This is a genomic window from Streptomyces sp. NBC_01334 (assembly GCF_035983595.1).
GTDB classification, from domain to species: domain Bacteria; phylum Actinomycetota; class Actinomycetes; order Streptomycetales; family Streptomycetaceae; genus Streptomyces; species Streptomyces coriariae.
Window position 1 is genome coordinate 9,892,603 of record NZ_CP130718.1, and the last position, 22,377, is coordinate 9,914,979.

A 22,377-nucleotide genomic window follows, 5' to 3' on the forward strand; every position below is an offset into this window, starting at 1 on the left:
CACGTACTACGAGTTCACCAGGACACCGTCATCCGTCCGGTCCAGGGAAATTCCGCTGCGAGCCAGGTGCCCAGGTCGGCGAGTCCACCCAGTGACTCGGGGCGAGTGACAGCGAACCATGCCAGGCACGTCGTCAGGACGGCGAGCGCGAAGCGGGCGGCGTTGACGGGGTTGGACCATCCTCGTGGGGTTCTGTAGTCCGTCACTGTTCTGCGTCCGCTCCAGCCGCGGCGGCGGGTGTGTTCACGGCCGGTGCTGCGTGGAGACATCGACACACTCGCCGGTGCGAGGGCCGCGGCTCCGGCGCAGACCGCGAGGGCCCAGCCGTGCAGGGCCTCGGGGCGGCTCAGTCCGTAGACGCACGCGCCGACGGCGAGAGCCGCGGCGCCCAGCATGCCCCGTCGACCGACCTTGCTCGGCAAGGGCCGTCCGCGGCGGACCGCTGTCCGGAAGACGGTTCCCAGCAAGGTGATGGTCAGTGCCGTGTACGCCCCTTGCTTCCAATCCGGGGGTGGCGAGTCGGACCTGTGAGCTTCTCCCAGGGCTACGGCCGCGACCGCAGCGCACAGCGGCAGGCCCGCGATAATCAGGACCCGTACTATCCTGACCAGTTCGGACACCAGCCGCCCCACGCCCGTGGCCACGGCAACAGCAAGCAGGGCGGACAGCTCCGCAAGAGCAATCGCCAAGGCCGTAACGCGGAAATGTGGTTCCAAACTCGGGTCGAGAAACAGCTCCGAGTAGATACCCGGGTCGCTGCGCTTGCGCCCCACGCGGGCGGCGTGAAGTCGGAGTGAGCCGGGGAGGCCGTGCGCTGCCGCGAGGGACAGTAAGTGGTTGGATCTGAATCGGCCACTGCGGTCCTCGACGTGGACGAGACGGTCGATAAGTGCGCGGCGCCGATCGTCAGGCACGGAGCCGTCGCGGATGGCGGCGACCACGGCGTCCTGCCACCACGAGTCTTGGCCGACGTCGTAGTGCTCGGAAGTCGTCAGCAGTGCCACTCTCATCTCGGGAAGGAGGCCGGCTTCGTTGAGGAGCGAGGCGATCGCCTGGCGTTTGTTGCTCCTGGCCACGAACTCCGCCGCCTTGAGGCGTACTTGGTGGCCGGCCCGGCGGTCGCGCGCGAGGGTGTCGGCGACGGCCACGGTGCGTGGGTCGTGCTGCAGCCTGATGATGATGTCCAGCCGCTCCTTCGGGGGGACGCGGGAGTCCTCGGCCGCGTTGAGCAGCAGATCCGTCTCCGACCGTGCCTCCTGCAAACGCCACGCTGCCTTGACCCGCAGCGACATGGGCAGACCCTGATCGGTGGCCAATGCTCTGAGCGCGTCCCGTGCGTGGTCCGACGTTCGAGCGTACGCCCAGGACCCGCCGCCGAGCGCCTGGAGTGCCGCGTGGACAGCGGCGCCGTGGGGTGGCTCTCTCACCATGTCGGAGAGGACTTCCGCGCCCCGCGGGTCGGAGAGCTTGTCGAGATACTGGGCGACGGTGATGCGCTGGCCGTAGGGAAACTGCCGGTCGAAGGCGCGGGCCACGAGTTCTTCGGGGACGGAGGGCGCACCGAGGCGAGCGGCTGCGGCGGTCGCCTTCAGCAGGCGGTCGGTGTCAGTTTGGGGATCGCGGATGGCCTGGCGTACGAGTTCGGCGCCCCGCTCGTCCCCTCGCCGCGCCAGTTCCTCGGCCGCCTCCAGGGCCAACGCGGGCTCTGCGGTGGCCAAAGTGTGCATGGCTGTCATCCCACGCGGGTCACCCAGGTCCGCGAGCGTCTGTGCGGCGGCGATTTGCTGGTGTGGCTCGACCGCCGACATGGCCTGCTCAGTGAGGATGTCGCCGCCTCGCCGGTCTCCCATATGGGACAGGGCTGCCGAGGCATCGAGATCGCCGCGGGACGCGACCCGGACCAGCGCCTCGGCGGCGCTCACTCGGGCCGCCTCGTCCAGCCGCGCGCCGTCGGCCACGATGGTGGCGATGAACTTCGCCCCGTCGGTCGTGGGGGCGATCTGGCGAAGCACCTTTGACAGCTGCGGCTGGTGTCGGGCGTGCCATTCCTCGACGAGGAAGCGAGTCAGTGAGTCCGCGCCGGGCGTCAGGACGCCGATCCGGGCTCCGCCCCAGTTCACCGCGCGGAGCGGGATCCCGAAGACGCGCCGGAACTCCGCTTTGCTGCGCGGTGTGTCGGCAGCGATGGCCTGAGCTGTGAGGTATTCCTCGAAGGTCTGATGGACGAATACGAAGTCGGAGTCGCTTTCCACCAGCAGCCCGCTGGTGCGCAGGAGTTCGGGCGTCAGCTCTCTCATCAGCGCTTCCCACTCCTGCACCGGCGTACGCGGTGGGCGGAGGTCCTCGGAGCAGGCCCACCGGGTGACCAGGTCGACGGCGGTACTGCGGTCGCCGTCATGCCGAGCGAGCGCCAGTTTCCGCAAGAACTCCGGGAGCTGACTGGGGAGGTGTTGCACAGCTTTCTCGACGTCAGGGCTGTGGGTACGCTGTTTCAGCATGGCGTCGATCTGCTGCTTGAGTCCGGTGCCGGGGCGCGCCGGGACTCGGTCCTGTACATGCCTCACGAAGGCGCGGTATGCGGCTGCGCGGCCCGGAGGCAGTGCCGCGTCGCGGTCCAGGGAGTAGAGCTGGCACAGCATGGAGGCCATGAGCGGGTTACGCGCGGGGTCGGTCAGCCCGGCGGCGCGGAGTTCGGCGGTGAAGCGTTCCGCCGAGGACCTCCAGTCGTCTACATCGAGGGCTTTGAGCCACTTCTCGGCGAAGCCGACAAGGTCGCGTGGTTCGAAGGGCATGAGCTCGAAGCGTCGGCCCTGCTCGGGGGGCAGATCGCCATCAGGCAGGGGACGCGTGGCCACCAGGCACACGGAGACGCGGTGGTGTGGATCGTCGGCGCGCATCGTCCGTATCCGTCGTAGTACTTCCCGCCGGCGCTCGGGATCGTTGATCTCGTCCAGACCGTCGACCATGATCAGCCAGCGTGCCCCCGGCGCAGGCGGGCGCGCGAACCAGCTGACGGGCCACGGTTTCCCGGCATGCCACTCCCCAGCCAGTTCGACCCGCAGTCCGGCCGCGAGGGCCTCGGGGAGCCCTTTCTCACCCTTCCTGTCGAGGTCCAGCGCATGCACCCGCACCGGCACGAGCGCGGGCCGGTCCTGCTGCTCCCAGCCTCCGGCCAGTTCACGCACGGCGGCGCGGAGCAAACTGGACTTGCCCGATCCCGGGGCCCCCACCAGTACGACGTCCTCATCGAGCCCGAAGAGCTCCTCGGCCGGCACCCGCACCTGATCCGGCACGGACGTGTCCGAAGGCGTACCGCCCTGGGCAGGATCCGCAGCACGCGCCAGGGCGCTCGCCTGTCGGCGCACGAACACGCTCGACAGGGGGATGGCCGTAGGGACTTTCTTGAGCAGCGGATACGGCTGTGTCTCGGCAGCCTTCGCCGCCAATACGACGTACTTGCGCAGCAGTGGGCCGGGAAAACCCCACCCCCCGGCCGCGACCTGGTCGTCGGTCAGTGCACTGAGCCAGTCGCCGCGCAGGTTCTCGTTGCCCGCCGCCTGCGGGCAGCGGCTGAGGATCTGCGGGACCGGAATCATGTGGGCGCTGCCCCCGTGGTCGGACGTGCACAGCATCCCGCAGACCGCCCCGGTACGACGGTTGATCACACCGCTCCCGCTGAACCCCTCGCGCACCGGAGTGCCCCAACCGCGGGGCAGCTCAGGGGCTCCCGGCCGGGTGCTGCGCAGCGACGTCCCTTCATAGCGGGAGGTCGCGGACTGCCCGGCGGAAAAGGGCGAGTCAGCGGGGTGGCCGTACGCCCACAGCGCGTCGCCGATCGCCAACGCGTCGGACATGAGCACCGGTCTGACGCGGCCGGCCCCCTTGCCCACGACGCGTAGCACCACTAGGTCGAGACCGTTGTCGCGATCCCACACATAGGAGCCAGGGACCGGCTCCAGAGTCAGCCGCATGTCCAGGGCCACCACCTGGCCGTCCAGCCGTTCGGGCAGTGCATCGGCGCTTTTGGCCACCACATGAGCGCAGGTCACCACCAGATCCGGCGCCACGACGAACCCCGTGCCCTTGAGGCGTCCGCGGATGCTGACCGTCGCGGACTTGAGCAGGCCCTCCCAACTGTCCGCGGCGACCGTCACGGTGCGGTCTGCTCCTCCCACTCCAACTCGACCGTGAAGGCCGACGAGGCGCGTGCTTTGCCCACGACCGCCACGACGGATCCCGATTCCAGGGCGAATTCGCAGCCGAACTGCACGCGCGTGCGCGTCGCATGCGCCTCGCGCAGTCGGCCGACGACAGCCCGGGTCACCCCCATCAATCCGTCCAGGGCATCCTCGAGACGCTGACGGCCTCCGCCGATCTCGTGTTCCGTCCCCGAACGGTGACCGACCTCGTGCACGGCCACATAGACCGTCAGGCCGTCCACCTCCATGGGCACCAACCGCTCCGCCACCGGAACGGGCCGCGCTTCCTCGACGAACTCGCTCACGTCACCCCCCACTACTCCGCGTGCGTACCGGCCAGCACACGCACCGTAGCGGCAAATCCGCCCGAAGGCAGCCTAGTTGGCCCAACACGCCCTCCGCTGGTCAGCGAGGTTGCTAGACGGAACGAAGGCGACCCGGCCGCCGGAAGATCACGGCTTTGCGGGGCGTGAGGGGTCGCCATGCTCGCCCCGGCCCTCGGGCTGACCGTGCGGCAGATCGTCCACGCTGCCCGCACGCAGGCCGCGCCGGCCTCGGGACACCGCGTGGCGGCGGTGCCGGACAAGGAGGACGACGCCCCGTGACGACGCCCTTCGAGCCGCCGGTCCGCCGGCCAGTCCGGCCCCCGTGCGCCCCGGGCGCAAGCTGGGGCCGATCGCGGAGAACGTGGGCAGCGCCCACCGCGCCTGGCTGGAGCCGATGCGGGAGACGTATCTGCGCAGCGGTCTGACGCTGAGCGAGCTCAGCCTGCGGGTTCTGCTCGCCAAGTCGAAGATCTCCGAGCTGCTGCGCGGAACCGGACTGTATCCGCGCTGGGAGATCGTCCTCAGACCTTCGTCGGCGTACTGGTCGGGGTGAGCGGCTTCCTGGGTTCGGTCAGCCAGTTGCTGCGGGACAAGTTCGTCGGAGTCCCCCGATGGAAACCCCGCAGCGCCCTGATCCTCGCGCCTGCGTCCTGCAGCTGACCGACACCAACGACGGCGCACACTTTGGTGGCAGTACGCCGCCGGAGCCGGCCAGGCCGTCGCCGCGTACTGCCTCTGCTTGCACCACCTGGCCCTGGGCGAGAACGACACGGCCGACTGGTGGCACCGCCAGACCGACGACGCCCAGCCCGCGCCAGGCCTCCCCGCCCAGGGAACACCGCCCGAACCCGGAACCCCCGGAGCCCTGGCGGGCGGCCGAACACCGGGTCACCGGCAACTCCACCACCACGATCCTGCGAGTCCTTCGCCACCTCGCGAAATACACCGCCCGGCCCCGCCCCGCCGCCGTCACCCCGCTCATGACCTACGTCCCCACTGCCGTCGCCGTCGGCTACTTCTGCCAGCGCGAGACGGAACTTCACATGCCCGGCCCCGACTTCGCCCGCCGAATCAGCACCCTGCTCGCATCAGCCGCAAACCGGCCCGACGTCTACACCACCCTCCCCGCCCGCCCAGGACCCCGCGCACGCCCCATGCCCAACACAGGCCAACCCGCACCGACCCCCTCCGCCGGCAAGCCCACCGAAGAGGTGAACCCGCAGCTGGGAGGCCAGGCCCGTACACGCAGGATGGCCGTCTTGGGCCGGGCACAGCAATTGCGCGGGCGCTGCCCGGATCTCGGGGAACGACGGCGTCATGTCGGCGCCGCGGTGGGAGCGCAGCAGGACGCGGCCGTCGGCGTAGCGGGCGAGCTGGTCGCGGTAGCCGTCCCACTTCGGCTCACCCGCCCACCCCGGCAGCAGCGCAGGGCCGGACGCAGGGGCGGCGAGCATCCCGGCAGTCCACGTCACGGCCCATGCCTTCCACCCAGCCCGCCCGTCGGCAAACCGAGTGCGCGTACGCACCCGACCACCGGTCCGACCACGGCAGGTCAGCGCACAACACCTCGCCGGGGGCGGTGTGCTGAGCTCCTGGCGCGTCCAGGCAGCGCAAGCCGGACACGGGGCTGCCCGGATCCCGTGTCGTACGGTCTGGTGTCGCGGCCGCCCACCGTCCGCAACGGATCTCACCGATACCGGCGGTGCCGCCGGTACGGCCGGAAGATCTGAACCAACACCGGGAATCAGGCCGCGATGAGCTCCTGCTCGCGGTCCGGCGTCTTGACCTTGGGCTTCTTGTTCGGCAGCGAGAGCCGGAAGACCTTGTGCCACGCGGAGAACACCTGCTTGGGCAGCGGCCCGGTGACGTACTCCAGCTCGTACTTCTCGAACAACGCGCGCACCTTCACCGCGACCTCGGCGTACCGGTTGCTCGGCAGGTCCGGGAACAGGTGGTGCTCGATCTGGTGCGACAGGTTGCCGGTCATGAAGTGCATGGCCCTGCTGCCGCTGATGTTCGCCGAGCCCATCATCTGGCGCAGGTACCACTGGCCGCGCGTCTCGCCCCTGATCGACCGGCGCTCGAAGACCTGCACGCCCTCGGGGAAGTGCCCGCACATGATCACCGAGTGGGTCCAGAGGTTGCGGACCAGGTTTGCGGTGAACGTGGCTGCGAGCGTGGTGAGGAACGACGGGCCCGACAGCAGCGGGTGGATCACGTAGTCCTTGAGCACCTGCTTGCGGATCTTGCGGCCCACGGCCTTGGCCCGCGCGCGGAACTCCGGGTTCTTGCGGCGGCGCTTGTGCAGGTTCTTGCCGAGCTCCAGGTCGTACGCTGCGATGCCGTATTCGAAGAAGCAGGCGTTGAGGAAGTTCCACAGCGGCTGGCCGAGGTGGAACGGGTGCCACTTCTGGTCCTCGTCGACGCGCATGATGCCGTAGCCGAGGTCGTTGTCCTTGCCGATCACGTTGGTGTACGTGTGGTGCAGCTCGTTGTGCGAGTGCTTCCACTGCTCGGACGGCGAGACGTGATCCCACTCCCAGGTGGTGGAGTGGATCTTCGGGTCCCGCATCCAGTCCCACTGGCCGTGCAGGATGTTGTGGCCGATCTCCATGTTGTCCATGATCTTCGCCACGGACAGACCGGCGGTGCCGAGCAGCCACGCGGGCGGGAAGATCGAGAACAGCAGCACGCCCCTGCTGACCAGCTCGAGCTTGCGCTGCGCCGAGATGACCTTACGGATGTATGCGGCGTCCTTCTCGCCGCGGCCGGCGATCACCTCGTCGCGGATCGCGTCCAGCTCGCGGCCGAGCTCCTCGATCTGCTCCGCGGTCAGGTGGGCGGTGGGGTCGATGGCGGTCAAGGTGCTCCTACCGTTCGATGTCGCAGGGGCCCGCCGCGGCGGACACGCAGGTCTGGATGAGGACGCCCGGCTCGGCCTCGGTGATCTCGCCGGTGCGCAGGTCGCGGACGGCGCCGGCCTTGAGCGGCGTGATGCAGCCGAAGCAGATGCCCATGCGGCACCCGGAAGGCATGAGCACGCCGGCCTCCTCGCCGATGTCCAGCAACGGCGTGGCGCCGTCCGCGTCGACGGTCTTGCCGGTGGCGCTGAACGTGACCTCGCCGCCGTCGCCGGCGACGACGATGCTGGGGCGGAAGCGTTCGGTGTGCAGGCGCTCTTGTACGCCGTGCTCGGTCCAGTGCTCTTCGGCGGCGTCGAGCAGGCCCGCGGGCCCGCAGGCCCAGGTCTCGCGCTCGGCCCAGTCGGGCACGAGTTCGTCGAGACGGGCGATGTCGAGCATGCCGTCTGTGTCGGTGTGCACCTCGGTGAGCCGCAGTTTCTTGTCCGCGACCAGGTCGTGCAGTTCATTGCGGAAGATCACGTCTTGCGGCTGTGGCGCGCAGTGGACCATGACGACGTCGTCGAACTCGGTGTCGCGCAGCATGCCCATCACGGGCGTGATGCCGCTGCCGGCCGTCAGGTAGAGCACCTTGGCGGGCTTGGCCTGCGGCAGCACGAAGTCACCGGTCGGCTGGTCGAGCTGGATCAGCGTGCCCGGTTTCGCCCTGCGGACCAGGTGGTTGCTGACCTTGCCGTCCGGGATCGCCTTCACGGTGATCGTGACGCGGCCGTCCTGGCGGTTGGTCGGCGAGGTGAGGGAGTAGGCACGCCACAGGCGCACGCCGTCGACATCGACCCCGATCCGCACGTACTGACCGGCTGTGTGGCCGCGCCAGCCCCGTCCCGGTCTGATCACGATGGTCGCGGCGTCACCCGTCTCGTGGTGCACGGACTCGATGCGCCCTCGCAGGTCGGCGCCGGCACGCAGCGGGCTGACCAGGTCGAGGTAGTCCGACGGCAGCAGCGGCGTCGTGACCATCTCCAGCAGTTTCCACGCCCTGCTGCGGAGGGCTGTACTCGTCATGGCTCCAGCTTGCTGCGTCTCAGGGCGTAAAGTCCTGACCGCAGGACGTGAATCTGATCGGCGGAATTGTTCTCAGGGAATAGAATCGTGAGTCATGTAACCCGGGGGGCCAGCGAACTGGCCCTGGATGAGACGACGGTCACCGCACTTCGGGCCGCGCTGAAGACCACCGCCGACGAGGTCGTCCAGGCGATCATCGACGAGGTCCCTCCCTACGCCAACGCCCTTTCGGGCCACATGGGCGCCACCATCCGCCGAGCCGTCCGCACCGCCCTGGGGCACTACCTGGACCGCGCGAGCGGGAACGCCACAGGCGGCGACGCCGGTGACGCAGCCTACGAGCTGGGCCGCGGCGAGGTGCGCGACGGCCGTTCGATGGACGCCCTGCTCAGCGCCTACCGCGTCGGCGCCCGCGTGGCCTGGCGCTGCCTGGCAGCGGGTGCCGTACCCGCAGGTCTGCCCGCCGCCGAGGTCGCCAAGTTCGCCGAGCTGACCTTCGCCTACATCGACGAGCTCTCCGCCGCGAGCGCCGCGGGCCACGCCGACGAACTGGCCGCCAGGGGCAGGGACCATGAGCGCCACCTGGAACACCTGGCCCGCGACCTCCTCGCCGGCGCGAGCCCGGACGTGCTGCTGGCCTCTGCTCAACGGGCGGGGTGGCAGCGTCCGGTTTCGCTGACCGCGGTCCTGCTGCCCGCCGCCCAGGCCAGGCCTGCCTACCGCGCGCTCGACCCGAGCACCCTCGTCCTGGACGATCTGCCGGACGCCACCGGTGTGCTGTTCGTCCCCGATGCCGACCGATCACATCTCTTGCGGCAGCTGACCGACCGCACCGCCGTGGTCGGCCCGGCCCGGCCATGGACTCGTGCGTCCGCCTCGTACGCACGAGCCGTACGCGCGCGCTCCCTCTCCTCTGCTATTCGCGACACCGAGGACCACCTGCCCGAGCTGGTGCTGAGCGCCGACGTGGACGCGTTCGCAGACCTGCGTGCCCGAGCCCTCGCACCGTTGCGGACCTTGCCTGCCGCGACCGCACGGCGGCTGGAGGAGACGTTGCGGGCGTGGATGCTGCATCAGGGCAGGCGGGACGAGGTGGCGGCGGCGTTGTTCGTCCATCCCCAGACGGTCCGGTACCGGATGTCGCAGCTGCGGGAGCTGTTTCCGGATCTCGCATCGCCACACCGGGTCCTTGAACTGACGCTGGCGGTCGGTCTTCGGGTCAGCTGACGCGTACGTCGACCGTCCACGACCGTGTCCGCGAGCGGTCCAGGAATCGCGCCTCGTTCTCGGTGCCATCAGCTGACTCATGCGGCCCGGGGAAGAGCGGTATCAGCCGGTTGGGACCGGGGGCTGATGTGAAGCTTGGACGAGGCGCACCGGCCCGCTCGTCGACGCGCTCTTCGAGCATCTGGTCGGTGACCTGGGATGCTATGCCCTGGAAAACAGCTTTCATGTCATCGTGGGGGTGCTGTCCTGGCACGAGCTGACCCACGGGCGCGCGGCGGGCTGCAACTGGGTGACCGGCGCGGCGATCAGGCCGGGTCACCAGGGGTCGGGGGGCCGGGCCGCTCGCGCCGGGGACCACCGTGGTGCTGCGACGGCCCCATGCCTTCCTTCCGGCAGGTCAACCGGACGACCGACCGGGCCGGCCTGGCACACCGCGCGAGGGATGATGGGGATGGAATGACGGAATATGAGGTCAGGAGCTTCCATGGCGAAGCGGGTTCACCGACCCCGCGAGGACGCGGAGTTCAATTTCATCCTCGGGATGAGCGGAGTTCCGGTCCTCGCATACTTCACCGGGACGTGGCCCAAGGCGATCGAGCCCTGCCGGGTGATGGACCTCGTCGTAGGCGGCATCGCCGACGACTACACGGGCCGCCTGACGGCCGTACGGGCCGACATCACGCGTTGTCCGGCTGCGACCGAGCGATACGGGATCACCGGAGCCCCGTCCTACGTCCTGCTGAAGGAGGGAGAGGCGGTGGCGCACGGCACGGGGCCCATGACCGTCGCCGAGGTACGGAAGTTCCTGGACGACCACCTCTGAGCGGCCGCTGCCGCACGTGGCCGCGACGCCCGTCACGTCTCGTCCACGGGAGCTGTGCCGCCTGAGACACCTTCGTCACCTGTCGGCAGTCTCGGCGGGCGGGCACCAGCGGTAGCGGTCGGGGTCATACGTCATCGGTCCTCTCCGGCGGGCTGGTCGGTAGGGCAGGCGGCGCAAATGGTCTCGCTGTCGGTCGGCTGGAAGAGCCGTTTGCATCGCACGCAGGTCTCAAGCCCGGGACAACTCTTGCCGCAGACGAAACACAGGTCGACGGGCGCTTCCGGGGAGGCCATGGTGAACACGGCATGGACGAGCGAAGCGTTGTCGCAGTCCGGACACCGGCGATGCGAGTAGTCGGTCGCAGGGCCCCAGGGAAGGTCGGTGTGCTGGTGGCGCGGGCCTGTGTTCTCGGAAGGCCGGAGGAGAACGTAGTCGAGCGCGTCGATCTGCACCGAGCAGAACCGGCACTTGCTGACCTCCTTCGCCACGACCAGGGTCCACTGGTTGCAGTGTGGGCACTGCAGAGTGCGGTTCCGGTACGGCTCCAGTTCGGTGCGCAGCCGCTGCATGCGCCGGGTGACGTAGCCCTGGATCCGGTTGAGGCCTGCGCGGATGATCCGCATGTCCTCGGTAGTCTGCTTCCGGTCCTCGTCCGTGAGCGCGGGGAGCAGGTACTCGTCGAGAAAACGGACGAGGAAGTCCAGGACCTCCGCAGTGCGAGACTCCAGGGCGCGGGCCCGGTCGGTGAGCCCGTAGTGCTGCAGCGCGTTGCGGGTTTTTACCAGCTTGGCGAGCGCGGCGGCGTCCTTGTCCGCTATGTGTAGCCCGACGATGTTGCGCAGGCGGTCTACCGTCTGGACTGGGGTGCAGGTCGCCAGGGATCCATCGGCCAGATCCTCTTTCCGGGCCTTGCCCGGATCGGCGAAGACCAAGGACCAGTGCTCCTGCTGCAGCCGGTATTTGAGCAGTACCTCAACGGCCGCCTGCAGGTGCAGCACGGCGTACTTCAGGTTGCGCGCACTGACCTGCTCCTCGTCGTCGGCCAGGGACATGACGACGCTGAGGAGATAGTCCAGTCCGTTGGCGATGGGGGGAAATTCCACCTGGCTACCAGGCCGCTCCACCGAGCGGCGCCTGCCGTAATCCCACTGGTCCCCGTCGCCCGTATCCCAGTCGTCAGGAGGCAGGTACTGCAGGTTCCCGTTCGGCGGGTCGCAGTTTCCTGGATCCCAGCTGTCTCGGTTCTCCTCCGCCTTCCGGTCCTGTGCCGTCATATGTCCTCCCCCTGGCACGCGGATGCCTGCCGACATCACATCACGCCAGCGGCGGAGGAAGGCGCTAGGCCAGGGCCCCCTCAGAAAGGGCGAGTTGGGGGAGTAAGAGCTCGTAACACGATCTTGGAGAGTGTGGTCAGGTCATAGCGTGGTCGGGATTGATGGTCGCCTTGAGGGATCACCAGAGCCTTGGACTGGCTCGGTGTCCACGAGGTGCCCTGCGAGTCGCAGACGTCCCGAGTCGAATGGTCCGGCGTCTTCACGCCGACCGGCGTCGGCGACGAGGACGCCGTGGCCCTCTTCCACGGCATCGACGCCGACGGCCTCGACGTGCTCCTGCGCACGGTCACCGATGCCTGACCGCATCGTCCCGCACGCAGGGCACCGGAAGGGTTGTGGGGAAAGTCAGTGACATCCCTCACGTGCCTGGTCCCCATTACGTGCCGCGATAGTACGTGGCGTGTGGCCGACATAGGCGGATCTGGCGTATGGAAGCAGGCATACGCGGCACCTCGGCCGGGGTCACCGGCCCGGGTTACCGGCCTGGAGCCGCCGGACCGTCTCTGCCGTCCTTCTGACGGAGTGTGAGGCGCCGTCGGCGTCCGGCGCGGCGGCCCGGCACAATCCCGGGCCGGATTCAAGGGTGCCCTCGCCTACTAGGCGAGGTAGTGGAAGCCCCCGTTGCCTTGCCCTCACGCGGCTTTTAACAATGACGGCCCCGCAAGGCGTCCCCGCAGGTCAAGCGCAGTGTCTGTGCGAAACCGAGCCCGCCGGAGGCGCAAGGAGAGTCGACCGAACGAGGTCCGCATGAGGAACCACCGGAAGCACCGCAGGAAGACGCGCCGCCGGCCCATAGCCGTCGCCGTCCTGGCGATGAGCGCGGTGGCGGTGCCGTCGGCCGCCATGGCGTGCATGGGTGACGGAGGAGCCGACACCATCACCGCCACGTCCAGCGGTCCCTGGACGGACGGGAGGAAGGCGTCCTGGAACGGACACCGGACGGACGGGAGGAAGACGTCCTGGGACGGGCACCGGGGGCGGGACATCCGGACCGCGAAGCCCACGGCGACGGCTTCGCCCTCGGCCTCGCCGACGACCTCTCCCGGGACTGCGGCGCCCGCCCCGGAGAAGCCCAAGGCACCCGTCTCGAAGACGACCACTCCGCCCGCCCCGACGAGGACCACCTCCGGGCCGAAGCCGACCGCCGTGCCCCCCTCGACGACCGCCTCCGCGCCGAAGCCGCCCGCCACCACGGCCCCCACCGTCGGCACGGCGACCCCCGCCGTCGCCCGCGTGGTCGCCCTGGTCAACAGCGAGCGCGCCAAGGTCGGTTGCTCCCCGGTCACCCTGAACGCGAAGCTCTCGCAGGCTGCCCAGGCCCACAGCGCGGACATGGCGAGCCACAACACCATGTCACACACCGGTTCCGACGGGTCCGACCCGGGACAGCGGATCACGCGAGCGGGCTACCTCTGGAGCACCTACGGCGAGAACGTCGCGTACGGGTACTCCACGCCCGAGCAGGTCATGGCGGGCTGGATGGCCAGCGCCGGTCACAAGCGCAACATCCTGGACTGCGGCTTCAAGGAGATCGGTGTGGGGGTGGCGCAGCCCGGCAACTACTGGACGCAGGACTTCGGCACGGTCCGCTGACGCTCACGGGCCCACGCCCGTCACGGCCCGCCGACCATCACACCGGCCGAGGCCGCTCCGCTCGCTCCGGAGCGGCCGCGGCCGGCGTGGGTGCCGTTCGCAGCTCCGGGCCGGTCCTGGCCGAGTGGTGCCGGGATTCCGTCACCCTTCCTGGACCGAGTGGAGGCCGGTGAGGGCGGCGTTGGCTGCCACCGGCATGAGCTGGGGTTGGGACAGCGCGGAGAGGTCTGGTCGAGCATCCGCTCTGTACGCGGCGCTCCCGGGAACGTGCGGCTGGCGCGGGAGGGAGAAAATGACGGACATGGACATCGAAAATGCTGTCGCGGAGATCCGGAACGTCGAGGAGGACCCTGGCCTGCCCATGGCCTGGCGATGGTCGCCCATGTCGCGCTTCATGTTCTCTCTCGCCATGGACGCCGACGGAGGCTGGGCCTACCAGATGAACTCGCTGGACGTCCACGACGAAGGTCTGACGAGGGCTGTTCTTGAGTTCGCGAGACAGCGCCGCCTCGGGCGCGGGCTAGGCGCCCGTCCGCTGACGATCGCCACCGGCTTCTCTTACGGGACCTACCGGTTCGATTCGGTGGCAGCGGCTTCGCCGCCCGTGCACGGCTACCACCACGGGCGCAACGAGGCCCTGAACGAGGTCGTCTCAGCGGTCTTCCCGGCGTACCAGTGCGAGTTCCGCGGAGACGAGAGCCCGGAGGAGGCGGTTCTGCGCAAGCGCATGCTGCGGTCGACGATCATCTCCCGGCCCCCGGTTCCGTACCTGCGGATGCGATACGACAACACCAGGACCAAGGGCGGCAGCGTGGGTCCGTCCCGCGGGTTCACTACGCACGACGTGCTGTTGAGGGAGCTCGTGCTCCTCGAAGGCGCTCCGGGGAGTTTCGTGGAGTTCGAGAACGCCCTCGGCGAGGTGTGGAAAGTCGAGTGGAACGGTTCCTGGCTGGTGAACGACACACTCCAGGACGCACCACCCTCCGAAAGCTGGGTGGCATCGGCGTTGGGATGTCCGTAAGCGTTCGACCTGCATCCTCCACCGGCCGCAGGCGACCGCAGACCCCCTCTTGCCATCAACGGCACGGCTGTACACGTGATGGAGCGAGGCCCGATACGGGACCCCGAGCGACGTGTCGGCTGGCGGGTGGCAGGGGCGTCCGTTCGGCAGACCTCTTCGCCGTTCGCTCGGCTTCTGCGAGCCTGTTCACGCCGGCCCGCTGCTCCTACCAGGTGAGGGCTGCGTGGGGGAGGTTGTCGCGGACGCGGATGACGTCGGGATTGGTATCGGTACCGGGGCGCTGGACGAGGAAGAGGGGGTTGAGCGGGGGCTCCTCCGGGTCGCGGAGGAGGGGCAGGGTGCCGGCGGCGAGGTGGTCCTGGCACAGGGAGCGGGGCAGGACGCCGGAGCCGGAGCCGGCGGCGACCGCGGAGAGGACGGCGTACAGGTTGGGCACCGTGGCGGCGGCCTGCGCGGTGAGCTGTCTGCCGAGGACGAGCCGTCAGTACCGGCGGACGATGGGCAGGTCCTCCGCGTAGGTGACCAGCGAGATGTCCTTGCGCGCTCCGCAGAGGTCGTCGTCGGCCGGGGCGACGTCCACCTGTCCCTGCCAGCGGGGGGCTGCCACGAGGACGTACTCCTCGTCGGTGAGGGGCACGGAGGACAGGGCACGGTCCCTGGGCCGCCGGGTGGCGATCACCAGGTCGTGCCGGCCGGCCCGGAGTTGCTCCACGAGTGGTCCGGTCAGACCGGTGCTGACGCGGAGCTGCACTCCCTCGGCGACCAGCGGGGCGAGTGCGGGCGGCACGCGGGTGCACAGCAGCTCGGAGGGGCCGACGAGGTGGACGGGGGCGGCTCGGCCGGTGAGGGGCCGCTCTCCAGGGAGGCGAGGGCGTCGAGGGGCGCCGCGGACCGGGCGGCGAGCTCGTGGGCGCGGGGAGGGGGTTCGACCCCGCGCGGGAGTCGGGTGAACAGCTCGTACCCGCTCTGCTGTTCCAGTGTGCGGATCTGGGCGGTGACGGTCGGCTGGGACAGGCCGAGCAGGGGCGCCGCCGCGGTGAGCGAACCGGCACGGTAGACCACTGTCAGGGTGGCGTTAACGGTGAACTGACTCCACTTTTCCGGTTCCAAGTGGCCTCATGCTGTCATGCAGGGGGCCAGTGTTCCGGCTTGAGGCGGCACTGGCTGCCGGTCTCGCGTGCCCCCAGCCGACGATGCGTCGAGCCGATGAGGTCGGGAGGTGCCGGTCTGTTCGCACTCCTTCCAGGCCAGGTCTCTCCGATATGTTCTTCCCTGTTCGTGGCAAGCAGGGCCTATGCGCGCTGGAGGGGAAACATGCCTGGTGAGCGGCTTGAGGCGGAGTGGCTCCGAGCGTGGTGGGAGCAGTCCGACGTAGCACTCACGAAGTTGATGGAGTCGTTCACCGCGACGCACGGCTTCCCGTCCGGCCATAACGCCGTCACCCTCGCAACGGACGAAAGCCACCGGGCGACGGGCGCACTGGTGGACCTGACGCCGATCCCCTCCGATCTGACCACGCTCTACTGGGTGATCAGCGAGGCGTCACTGCCCGATGTCGACAACGGCTACTTCATCCACTCGCCCATGACGGTCGCAGGGCACTTCCGGGAGTACGGCCCGCCGACAATCGACGATGAACCGACAGCGCTGGTGTTCGCCAGCGACGGCGGAGGTCATCTGTTCGCGATCGGCGACAGCGGACGGATCTGGAGATCGACCACGGCCTCCTGGTTCGACGACTTCGAGGTGGCTGCAGCCAGCTTGCAGGAGTTCCTCGAACACCTCAGCCGGCGGACTGCGGAACAATTCTGATCAACGAGAATCAGGAGTCGGCCTGGGCTGAGTCCCGTGCCCGTTCCTCGCGCGGCCGCAACCGCGCCAGGATCTGTTGGGCTTCGTCGCGGACGCCGGCGTCCTGGTCCGTTGCCAGTTCGCGGTACTGCTTGATCAACCGGTCCGCGCCTTGGGCCGTCATCCATTCAGGGTTGCAGTCCAGGGCAGCACCGAGATGATCCACCGCATCGTTGATGGCAGCGCGACTGTAGGCCAGCAGGACAAAGCGCAGGCCGACGGTGTCGTTGCGCGCGAGCAGGGCTTCGGCAGTCTCCTGGACGACGATGGTGTCCTGCTCGTCCAACAGGAGACGATGGATGAGGTCCGCAACTTCCTCGACCTTGTGCGAGACGGCGAGTTGCCGCCCGGCCGCGACGCGGAGAGACCAGGCCGGTGAGCCGGCATTCTGAATCGCCGTACTCAGCTCTTGATCATCGAGGGGTGGCATGCCTCCAGCCTGCCAGGGACCGTGGTGATCTCCAGACGATTTTCGCTGGCCGCGCTGCTGCTTGGCTTTTGTCTGCGTGAGTCGGTAGGACTCGGTTCCGGTCTCGATGATCGTGCCGTTGAAAGTCAGTCGGTCGACATCGCCGCGCAGAGCCGGGGTTCGGAGAAGGTCCTGGTCCAGCCCCCGAACGTTTCATTCGAAGCGATCGCAACACTGTTCTTTTCCTCCCCTCCGTCAGAACCTGGAACTGCATCTCGGCCCCGGCGGTCCAGCTCGAGATAGCCCAGCGCATCAATGCACAGCGGATCGACGCGGCCGTAGCGAGCGACCGCCTTGGTCAGCTGCTTCTCGTCGGTGGCTGGACGGTGGCTCGCTCTGCGGTAGTTCTCGCCTGCGCAGTGGTGGTGTCCGGGAGGGCGGGGAGGGGCTGGGGGTCGGTGTCCGAAGGGCGGTGTGGGGCGCTCACGGTCTCATCCTGGCAGGTCTTGTGGCATGTGGAGACTGTCATGGGCGTGATGGTGCCGGGGAGCTTTGGGACATCGGCCAGCCGGGGAGTCGAAGTTGGGTAGCCGGTTCGAGCTCGGGTAGCCGGCTGTGTGGATGTGCTGCTCGGAGCGGTGTCGGTCGCGGATTTTGCGCTTGGTCATCAGTGATTCGGTGAGGGGGTGGGGGTGGGTTTGGTGGGGGGTGTGGGTGGTGGGTTGGTGGTGTTTGGTTGGTGGTGGGGTTGTGTGTCTCTTGCGAAGAACCGCATAACCGGTATATTTCTGGTCGGCTGGTGTGTGGCCGGGTTGGGTGTGTCAACTGGCTTGTGGGGGGTGGGAGTTGTTCTGGTAGGGGAGGGTCCGGGTCTGTGTGGGGGCCGGGGCTTTTGTTGGTGTTGTCCGTGTTGGGTTGTTGGCGGGGGGAGCCGGTGATGTCGGGTACTGCGGGTGTGTCGGGTACTGCGGGTGTGTCGGGTGTGTCGGGTGTGGTGGAGGCGGATGTGGTGGTGGTGGGGGGTGGGCCGGTGGGGTTGGTGGTGGCGTGTGAGTTGGCGGGGTGGGGGGTGCGGGTGGTGGTGGTGGAGTCGGAGGTGGTGGTGTCGGGGCGGCCGAGGGCGACGACGGTGCATGCGCGTGCGGTGCAGTGTCTGGTGCGGCGTGGTCATCTGGGTGGGCTGGTGGGTGCGGGGGGCCGTCGTTTCCCCGGCTCCGGTCCCGGTTCGGGTCCCGGTTCGGGTCCTGGTTCGGGTCCTGGTTCGGGTCCTGGTTCGGGTCCTGGTTCGGGCTCGGGTTCGGGCTCGGGTTCGGGCTCGGGTTCGGGCCGGGGCTCTGAGGGGGGCGGTGCTTTTGGCGGGGGGTGTGGTCCTGGGGTGAGTGGTGTTTCTGGTCCGGGTTGTGGTCCTGGCCGGGGTTGTGGTGCTGGCCCGGGTTGTGGTGCTGGGTCTGGCGGTGTCTGTGGCGTGGGTCGTGGTTCGGGTCCTCGTGTTGGTTCGGGTGTTGGTCGTGGTTCGGGTGGTGTTTCGGGTGTGGGTGTGGGTTCGGGTGGTGGCTCAGGTTTTGGTTCGGGTCTGGCTGGTGTTTCGGGTGCGGGTGGTGGTTTTGGTGTGGGTGTGGGTGGTGGGGTGGTGTTTCATTTTGCGGGGATTCCGGGGTTGGTTGTTTCGGCGCCGGGTGTGGAGCCGGAGCCGGTGTTGAAGTGTGGGCAGGAGGTGTTGGAGGCTCATTTTGAGGGGCGGGCGCGGGGGTTGGGGGTGCGGGTGTTGCGGGGGTGTCGGGTGGTGGGGGTGCGGCAGTGGCGTGGTGGGGTGGTGGTGACGGCGCGGGGTGCGTTCGGGTCGGTGGTGTGTCGGGGGTTGTTTGTGGTGGGGGCGGACGGGGCGCGCAGTGTGGTGCGGGAGCAGGGGGGTTTTGAGTCGGGGGTGTATCCGGCGACGGTGTCGGCGTTGGCGGGTGATGTGCGGTTGGGGGTGGGGGGGTCTTTGGTGGCGGGGTGGCATCGGACGGAGCGGGGGTGGGTTGTGGTGAAGGAGGTGGCGGGGGGGTGGGTGCGGTTGCGGACGGTGAATTGTGCGGGGCCGTGTGTGGGGTGGCGGGTGGCGCCGACGTTGGAGGAGTTGCGGCGTGAGGTGTCGTGGATCGTGGGGCGTGAGGTGGCGATGGGGGAGGGGCGGTGGCTGAGCCGGTTCAGTGATTTTTCGCGGCTGGCCGGTTGTTATCGCCGGGGGCGGGTTTTTCTGGTGGGGGATGCGGCGCATGTGCATTTCCCCATCGGGGGGCAGGGGTTGAGCACGGGGTTGCTGGATGCGGTGGATCTGGGGTGGAAGCTGGCGTTCGCGGTGCGGGGGTGGGCGGGTGCGGGGCTGCTGGACACGTATGACCAGGAGCGGCGGCCGGCTGCGCAGCGGGTGATCGACCATACGCGGGCGCAGTTGGCGCTGATGCGGCCCGGGCCGGAGCTGGAGCCGTTGCGGGCGTTGTTCGGTGAGTTGCTGGCGGGGGGCGGGGAGGCGGGGCTGCTGGCGTCGATGGTGAGTGCGCAGGACACGGTGCTGCCGGCGCGGGGGCGGCATCCGGTGTTCTGGGAGGGCAGGTTCTTGCCCAATGTGGCGCTGGTGACGCGTGAGGGGCGTACGGATGTGATCGCGTTGCTGGGCGGGGGCGGGCCGGTGCTGCTGCTGTTCGGTGAGCGGGGTGCGGGCGGCGGGTTCGGGGAGGAGGCGCGGGGGTGGGCGGGGCTGGTGCGGGTGGTGCAGTGCGAGGCGGTGGCGGGGCTGGAGTGTGATGCGCTGCTGGTGCGTCCGGACGGTTATATCGCCTGGGCGTCCGGCCGGGAGGGGCCGGCCGGTGCGCTGGAGGAGTATTTCGGTGCGCCGGTGAAGGTGGGGGGTGTGCCGGCCGGTGTGGTGGGGTGAGGGGGGCCCGGGCGGTGTGCTGGGGGTGTCTTCGGGTGTGCCGGTGCGGGTGGCCGGGGGGTGTGCCGGCGGGTGCGGCCCGGTGACGGGGGGCGGGCCGGGTGGCGCCGGGGGCGGGGGTGCGGCGCTGCTGGTGCGGCCGGACGGCTGTGCCGTGTGGGTGTCCGGCCGGGAGGGCCCGGCCGGTGTGCTGGGAGGGTGCTGCGGTGCGCCGGGGCGGGCGGGGGTGTGCCGGCCGGTGTGGCCGGCAGGCGGGGGCCGGCCCGGGGTGAGGGGGCGGGCCCGGGTGAGGAGGCCGGCGGGGGCCGGCCGGGGCGGGGGTGTGCCGGCTGGTGCGGGGGGTGCGTCTGCTGGTGCGGTCAGCTGACGGGGGCGGGCTGGGCGGCGGGGGGCTGCTGGGCGGGGCGGGCGGCGCGCAGTTCGGCGTCGACGGCGGCGCCGCGGGCGCCGGTGAGGTCGACGGAGGCCAGGACGGAGGGCATCACGACGCTGGGCAGGACGTGGCGCAGGAGGGCGTTGACCCGCTGGGGGAGGTCCTGGTGGTCGCAGACGGCCTGGGACATGGCCTGGACGCCGGCGAAGGATCCGACCATGACGTCGGCGGTCTCGACCGCGTTGACGTGGGGGAGGAGTTCGCTCTGGGCCTGGGCTTTTTCGAGGAGGTCGCGGGAGATCTGCGACCAGCGCAGGAAGGGTCCGCTGCGGTCGAGGCCGAGTGCCTGCTGGTCGAGGGAGAGGCGTACGCCGGCGCGGACCATGGCGTCGGTCTGCAGGCGGTGGGCGTGCAGCATGACCGTGTCGACGAACTGCTGGATCTTGCAGGCGCGGTCGGGGATGGGCAGCAGCTGGTCCTGTTCGTGCAGGACTCCCTCGGCGAGGTGTTCCTTGGAGGGGAAGTGGAAGTAGAGCGCGCCCTTGGTCACCCCGGCGGTGGTGAGGATCTCGCTGATCGTCGCGGCCTGGTAGCCGTGTTCCTCGAAGACCTTGGCTGCTGCCGCGAGGATGGTCTGCCGGGTCCGGATCGCCCTGTCCTGCTTCACCACGTTCGGTCTCCTTCTGTTTCGATGAGCCCGGAGACCCATTAAAAAAACCGCCCAGTTTGTATCTTACAGGCGGTTGGGGTTCACGCACCCCTTGCGGCTGTACGACGTTCAATGAGTTGTCCCGGATCTGCCGGGGCGGAAGGGTGTCGGAGCAGTGGTGAGCAGGTCGTGCCGGCGTCAGGGCAGGGGTGGGCGGGTCGTGGGACGGCGGGGGCGGGCGGGGAGGGGTGTGCGGTGATTTTGGTGACGGGGGCCACGGGGACGGTGGGGCGGGAAGTGGTGGGGCGGCTGCCGGCCGGGGCGGGGGTGCGGGTCATGGCCAGGGATCCGGCGAAGGTGAGGGGGGTGGCGGCGGGGGTGGAGAGGGTGGCCGGGGACTACGGGGATCCGGGTTCGCTGGCGCGGGCTCTGCGGGGGGTGCGTACGGCGTTCCTGGTCACGGCCCGGGTCGCGGGCGCTGACGATGAGGTGTTCGTGGCCGCGGCGCGGGCGGCGGGTGTGCGGCGGGTGGTGAAACTGTCGGCGGCGGCCGTCCTGGACGAGGGGGCCGGTGACCTGATCACCCGGTGGCAGCGTGAGAGTGAGGAGCTGCTGCGGGCTTCGGGTATGGAGTGGACCCTGCTGCGTCCGCGGGCGTTCATGTCCAATTCCCTGTCCTGGGCGGGCTCGGTGCGCGGTGAGGGTGTGGTGCGTGCCCTGTACGGGGAGGCGGCTCATGCCTGTGTGGATCCGGCGGACGTGGCGCGGGCGGCGGTGCGGGTGCTGACCGAGGAGGGGCATGCCGGGCGCGCCTACACCCTGACGGGGCCGCAGGCGCTCAGTGCCGTCGAGCAGACGCGGCAGCTCGGTGCTCTGCTGGGTGTGGAGCTGCGGTTCGAGGAGCTGAGCCCCGGGCAGGCGCGCGCCGCTCTGGCCGGGCGTTTCCCGCCGGCGGTGGTCGAGGCGCTGCTGGACAGTGCGCAGCGGCTGAAGGCGGGTGCCAAGGCGGGGGTGCAGGACACCGTCAGCAGGCTGACGGGCCGTCCGGCGCGGACCTTCCGGCAGTGGGCCGCAGCGCATGTCGCGTCCTTCGGCGCGGTCACCGCTGCGGCCGGCCCGCGGACGCCGGAGGCCGGGCCCCGGGCATCGGGAGCCGGGGCGGGCGGGACGGACGCGGCCCCGTAGGGCCGGCCCCCCGCCGCGCGCCCCCCGCCGCGCGCCCCCCGCCGCGCGCCCCGCGCCCCGGAACACGAGGACGACGGCGCAGAGGGCGACGGTCGCCGGGTCCGCGCCGGGCAGGCGGGCGAGGAAGGACCGCACCGGGGGAGAGAACTCGCGGGCGTGGCGCTCGTCATGATGGTGGAGCAGCTGCCCATGCGTCACCGAAGCCGGGACCGGGCCCTCGGCGAGGGCGGTCCAGGTGACGCCGTCCTCGGCGCAGACGCAGGCGCGGACGCAGACCCAGGCGGAGGCGCAGGTGCAGGCGCGGACGCAGACGCAGACGCAGACCCAGGCGGAGGCGCGGACGCAGACCCAGGCGGAGGCGCGGACGCAGGCGGAGGCGCAGGTGCAGACGGAGGCGGTGAACGTGGTCGGGACTGCCGCCCGTTGTGGTCTTCGGCCTCGAGGGGCGGTACGGCCTTCTTGCCGCCTGCCGGGCGATCCCCGCTGCGGCGCGGCCCCGTCGCGGCCGGCCGGACACCCTGGCGTTCGAACTCGTCGAGCAGCG

Annotated in this window: 18 protein-coding genes and 1 pseudogene; 10 read left to right on the top strand and 9 right to left on the bottom strand. The window is 69.8% G+C overall.

The features are described 5' to 3' along the window. Positions 1–14 precede the first annotated feature (14 nt). Complete coding sequence (locus tag OG736_RS43915) at positions 15–4,154, bottom strand: trypsin-like peptidase domain-containing protein (RefSeq protein ID WP_327187459.1); 4,140 nt, start codon at positions 4,152–4,154, stop codon at positions 15–17. Next, positions 4,151–4,504, bottom strand: a complete 354-nt coding sequence (locus OG736_RS43920; RefSeq protein WP_327187460.1) for a CU044_2847 family protein — start codon at positions 4,502–4,504, stop codon at positions 4,151–4,153. Before OG736_RS43920 ends, OG736_RS43915 begins: the two co-directional genes overlap by 4 nt. A gap of 177 nt (positions 4,505–4,681) precedes the next feature. Here OG736_RS43920 and OG736_RS43925 point away from each other — a divergent pair, with 177 nt between their 5' ends. Together OG736_RS43925 and OG736_RS43930 are read left to right on the top strand one after the other, a co-directional pair. Continuing rightward, positions 4,682–4,804, top strand: a complete 123-nt coding sequence (locus OG736_RS43925) for a hypothetical protein (protein ID WP_327187461.1) — start codon at positions 4,682–4,684, stop codon at positions 4,802–4,804. Between the two features lie 43 nt (positions 4,805–4,847). Beyond that, complete coding sequence (locus OG736_RS43930) at positions 4,848–5,078, top strand: hypothetical protein (RefSeq protein WP_327187462.1); 231 nt, start codon at positions 4,848–4,850, stop codon at positions 5,076–5,078. A 1,191-nt stretch (positions 5,079–6,269) separates the two neighbouring features. On the opposite strand, the gene OG736_RS43935 is transcribed toward OG736_RS43930, so the two are convergent. Next, entirely contained in the window at positions 6,270–7,388 is a 1,119-nt protein-coding gene (locus OG736_RS43935; protein ID WP_327187463.1) for a fatty acid desaturase family protein, read from the bottom strand. A 7-nt stretch (positions 7,389–7,395) separates the two neighbouring features. Next, the gene (locus OG736_RS43940) at positions 7,396–8,451 is read right to left on the bottom strand and encodes a ferredoxin reductase (protein WP_327187464.1); all 1,056 of its coding nucleotides are present in this window, start codon (positions 8,449–8,451) and stop codon (positions 7,396–7,398) included. A gap of 87 nt (positions 8,452–8,538) precedes the next feature. Here OG736_RS43940 and OG736_RS43945 point away from each other — a divergent pair, with 87 nt between their 5' ends. Beyond that, positions 8,539–9,678, top strand: coding sequence for a PucR family transcriptional regulator (locus OG736_RS43945; RefSeq protein WP_327187465.1), 1,140 nt, complete (start codon positions 8,539–8,541; stop codon positions 9,676–9,678). 484 nt (positions 9,679–10,162) lie between these two features. Continuing rightward, entirely contained in the window at positions 10,163–10,501 is a 339-nt protein-coding gene (locus OG736_RS43950; protein ID WP_327187466.1) for a thioredoxin family protein, read from the top strand. Positions 10,502–10,632: 131 nt separating this feature from the next. On the opposite strand, the gene OG736_RS43955 is transcribed toward OG736_RS43950, so the two are convergent. Next, the gene (locus OG736_RS43955) at positions 10,633–11,775 is read right to left on the bottom strand and encodes a hypothetical protein (protein WP_327187467.1); all 1,143 of its coding nucleotides are present in this window, start codon (positions 11,773–11,775) and stop codon (positions 10,633–10,635) included. 189 nt (positions 11,776–11,964) lie between these two features. On the opposite strand from OG736_RS43955, the gene OG736_RS43960 reads away from it, so the two are divergent. The 3 genes from OG736_RS43960 (at position 11,965) to OG736_RS43970 (ending at position 14,449) form a co-directional block, all read left to right on the top strand. Then, positions 11,965–12,135, top strand: a complete 171-nt coding sequence (locus tag OG736_RS43960) for a hypothetical protein (protein WP_327187468.1) — start codon at positions 11,965–11,967, stop codon at positions 12,133–12,135. Positions 12,136–12,582: 447 nt separating this feature from the next. Further along, complete coding sequence (locus tag OG736_RS43965) at positions 12,583–13,428, top strand: CAP domain-containing protein (RefSeq protein ID WP_327187469.1); 846 nt, start codon at positions 12,583–12,585, stop codon at positions 13,426–13,428. Positions 13,429–13,729: 301 nt separating this feature from the next. After that, positions 13,730–14,449, top strand: a complete 720-nt coding sequence (locus OG736_RS43970; protein WP_327187470.1) for a hypothetical protein — start codon at positions 13,730–13,732, stop codon at positions 14,447–14,449. A gap of 205 nt (positions 14,450–14,654) precedes the next feature. Here the strand turns inward: OG736_RS43970 and OG736_RS43975 are convergent. Continuing rightward, a pseudogene (locus OG736_RS43975) lies at positions 14,655–15,520 on the bottom strand (LysR family transcriptional regulator); the annotation flags it as partial. A gap of 318 nt (positions 15,521–15,838) precedes the next feature. On the opposite strand from OG736_RS43975, the gene OG736_RS43980 reads away from it, so the two are divergent. Continuing rightward, positions 15,839–16,261, top strand: a complete 423-nt coding sequence (locus tag OG736_RS43980) for an SMI1/KNR4 family protein (protein ID WP_327187471.1) — start codon at positions 15,839–15,841, stop codon at positions 16,259–16,261. A 10-nt stretch (positions 16,262–16,271) separates the two neighbouring features. Here the strand turns inward: OG736_RS43980 and OG736_RS43985 are convergent, their stop codons facing one another. Then, positions 16,272–16,730 (bottom strand): hypothetical protein, encoded by a 459-nt coding sequence (locus OG736_RS43985; RefSeq protein WP_327187897.1) that lies wholly within the window; start codon positions 16,728–16,730, stop codon positions 16,272–16,274. 125 nt (positions 16,731–16,855) lie between these two features. Then, positions 16,856–17,071: an ATP-binding protein gene (locus tag OG736_RS43990; RefSeq protein WP_442817214.1), complete on the bottom strand. Its 216-nt coding sequence runs from the start codon at positions 17,069–17,071 to the stop codon at positions 16,856–16,858. A 575-nt stretch (positions 17,072–17,646) separates the two neighbouring features. Between OG736_RS43990 and OG736_RS43995 the strand changes: the two genes are divergently transcribed. Then, complete coding sequence (locus tag OG736_RS43995; RefSeq protein WP_327187472.1) at positions 17,647–19,626, top strand: FAD-dependent monooxygenase; 1,980 nt, start codon at positions 17,647–17,649, stop codon at positions 19,624–19,626. A gap of 359 nt (positions 19,627–19,985) precedes the next feature. Here OG736_RS43995 and OG736_RS44000 read toward each other — a convergent pair whose 3' ends face one another. Further along, entirely contained in the window at positions 19,986–20,669 is a 684-nt protein-coding gene (locus OG736_RS44000) for a ScbR family autoregulator-binding transcription factor (RefSeq protein WP_327180581.1), read from the bottom strand. Positions 20,670–20,903: 234 nt separating this feature from the next. Between OG736_RS44000 and OG736_RS44005 the strand changes: the two genes are divergently transcribed. Next, on the top strand, positions 20,904–21,833 hold the full coding sequence (locus tag OG736_RS44005) for an NAD(P)H-binding protein (RefSeq protein WP_327180580.1): 930 nt from the start codon (positions 20,904–20,906) through the stop codon (positions 21,831–21,833). Positions 21,834–22,377: the final 544 nt, after the last annotated feature.

Bases quoted from the DNA above. Each gene is read 5' to 3' on its own strand.
- OG736_RS43925 (WP_327187461.1), top strand. From the start codon at position 4,682: ATGCTCGCCCCGGCCCTCGGGCTGACCGTGCGGCAGATCGTCCACGCT.
- OG736_RS43940 (WP_327187464.1), bottom strand. From the start codon at position 8,451: ATGACGAGTACAGCCCTCCGCAGCAGGGCGTGGAAACTGCTGGAGATG.
- OG736_RS43950 (WP_327187466.1), top strand. From the start codon at position 10,163: ATGGCGAAGCGGGTTCACCGACCCCGCGAGGACGCGGAGTTCAATTTC.
- OG736_RS43955 (WP_327187467.1), bottom strand. From the start codon at position 11,775: ATGACGGCACAGGACCGGAAGGCGGAGGAGAACCGAGACAGCTGGGAT.
- OG736_RS43965 (WP_327187469.1), top strand. From the start codon at position 12,583: ATGAGGAACCACCGGAAGCACCGCAGGAAGACGCGCCGCCGGCCCATA.
- OG736_RS43970 (WP_327187470.1), top strand. From the start codon at position 13,730: ATGGACATCGAAAATGCTGTCGCGGAGATCCGGAACGTCGAGGAGGAC.
- OG736_RS43980 (WP_327187471.1), top strand. From the start codon at position 15,839: ATGGAGTCGTTCACCGCGACGCACGGCTTCCCGTCCGGCCATAACGCC.
- OG736_RS43985 (WP_327187897.1), bottom strand. From the start codon at position 16,730: ATGCCACCCCTCGATGATCAAGAGCTGAGTACGGCGATTCAGAATGCC.
- OG736_RS43995 (WP_327187472.1), top strand. From the start codon at position 17,647: ATGTCGGGTACTGCGGGTGTGTCGGGTACTGCGGGTGTGTCGGGTGTG.